The sequence below is a fragment of the Aquabacterium sp. A7-Y genome (assembly GCF_026153205.1).
GTDB lineage: Bacteria > Pseudomonadota > Gammaproteobacteria > Burkholderiales > Burkholderiaceae_C > Caldimonas.
Genome location: NZ_JAPFBW010000079.1, coordinates 1 through 1,757, shown reverse-complemented (window position 1 = coordinate 1,757; position 1,757 = coordinate 1). Strand labels below are relative to the sequence as shown.

Sequence of the window (1,757 nt, the reverse complement as noted above, 5' to 3'; positions counted from 1 at the left end):
TGCCAGCGAAGCCGGCAGCTCCAGCGTGGCCTCCTCGATCGACTGGCCGTCGCCGTGCACGTCGAGCAGGCCGAAGGGCAGGGTGGGCTCGTGCACGTCGGCGAGCTGTTCGCGGAAGAAGGCCTCGGCCTCGGCCTGGTCGGCGTGCGCCAGGGTGTAGGCGACGAAGTCGCGGTAGCTCACCGGCGCCGGCAGCTGCGCGGTACGGCCCTCCAGGTGGGCCTTCACCTCCGCCAGGATGATCTCCAGCGAGACATGGTCGTTGATGATGTGATGTTGGAGGAGCACCGCATACCACTGCCCGGTCAGGGGGTCGCGGGCGGTCTGGACGCGCACCAGCGGCGCCTGTCCCAGATCCAGGCGCAGGTGCTGCGGCGCCATCAGGGCGTCGAGCTGCGCGGTGCTGTCCTGTCCCGCGTGCAAGGCCTGCTCCTGCACCGGCAGCACGGCCTGGCGACACACCACCTGCACCGGCCGCGGCAGGCCCTCGCTCAGCACGGCAGTGCGCAGGATGTCGTGGCGGTCGATCACCCCCTGCAGCGCCTGCAGGAAGGTGTCGAGCCGGCTCCGGGTCTCGAAGCCCAGCAGCATCGGCATCACGTAGGCATCCGTCTCGCGTGACAGCAGATGGTGAAACAGGATGCCTTCCTGCAGCGGCGCGAGGGGATAGATGTCCTGGATGTTGGGCGCCCCGCCAGGGATGCGGGCGACGATGGCGTCGATCTGCGGCTGGGTGAGCTCCACCAGCGTCAGCATCTCGGGCGTGAGTGCGGCGCAGCCGGCGGGGATGAGGTTGGCAGGCGCCGAGAAACAGGGCTCGGCCTGCGCCTCACCGGACAGCCGTCCGGCCAGCTCGGCCAGCACCGGGTGGCTGAACACCTCACGTACCTCGGTGCGCCAGCCGGCCTCGCGCAGGCGCTCGATCAAAGGCACGGTCAACAGCGAATGCCCGCCGAGGTCGAAGAAGTGGTCGCGGCGGCCGACACGTTCGACCTGCAACAGCTCCTGCCACAGCGAGGCGAGCAGGACCTCGGCCTCGCCTTGCGGCGCCTCGTAGGCGCGCAGCGCCCGTGCCTGCTGGTCGGGTGCCGGCAGCGCGCGGCGGTCCAGCTTGCCGTTGGGGGTGAGCGGCAGGGCCGGCAGGTGCACGAAGGCAGCCGGCACCATGTGCTCGGGCAGCACCGCCTTGAGGGCGGTCCTCAGGGTTTCGGCATCCGCCGGCGTACTGCCGGGCTGCGACGTGAGGTAGGCCACCAGCCGGGCTTCGCCCGGCAGGTCCTCGCGGGCCAGCACGACGGCCTCGCGCACGCCCGGCCGTTGCATGAGCCGGGCCTCGATCTCGCCGGGCTCGATGCGGAAGCCGCGCAGCTTGAGCTGCTGGTCATTGCGGCCGAGGAAGTCGATGCGGCCGTCGGGGCGCCAGCGGCCGAGGTCGCCGGTCTTGTACAGCCGCGCGCCCGGGATGGGGCTGAAGGGATCGTCGATGAAGCGTTCGGCGGTCAATTCCGGCAAGCCCAGGTAGCCGCGGGCCACACCGATGCCGCCGATGTAGATCTCGCCGGCCACGCCGATGGGCGCCGGCCGTTGCCGGGCATCGAGGATGTGGAGCGAGGTGTTGACCATAGGCCGGCCGATGGAGGGCGCCTCCGTGTCGTTGGCGTCGCATAGCTGCATGCTCGCGCAGACGCTGGCCTCGCTCGGGCCATAGGCATTGAGCAGGCGGCGGCCCGGCGCCGCCCAGGCCGACAGCAGCCCGG

The 1,757-nt window shown here is 71.1% G+C and carries 1 protein-coding gene; it reads right to left on the bottom strand.

Annotated features, from left to right (window positions below):
- The coding region (locus OOT46_RS30595; protein WP_265407399.1) for a condensation domain-containing protein at nucleotides 1-1,757 on the bottom strand (1,757 nt) is incomplete at both ends.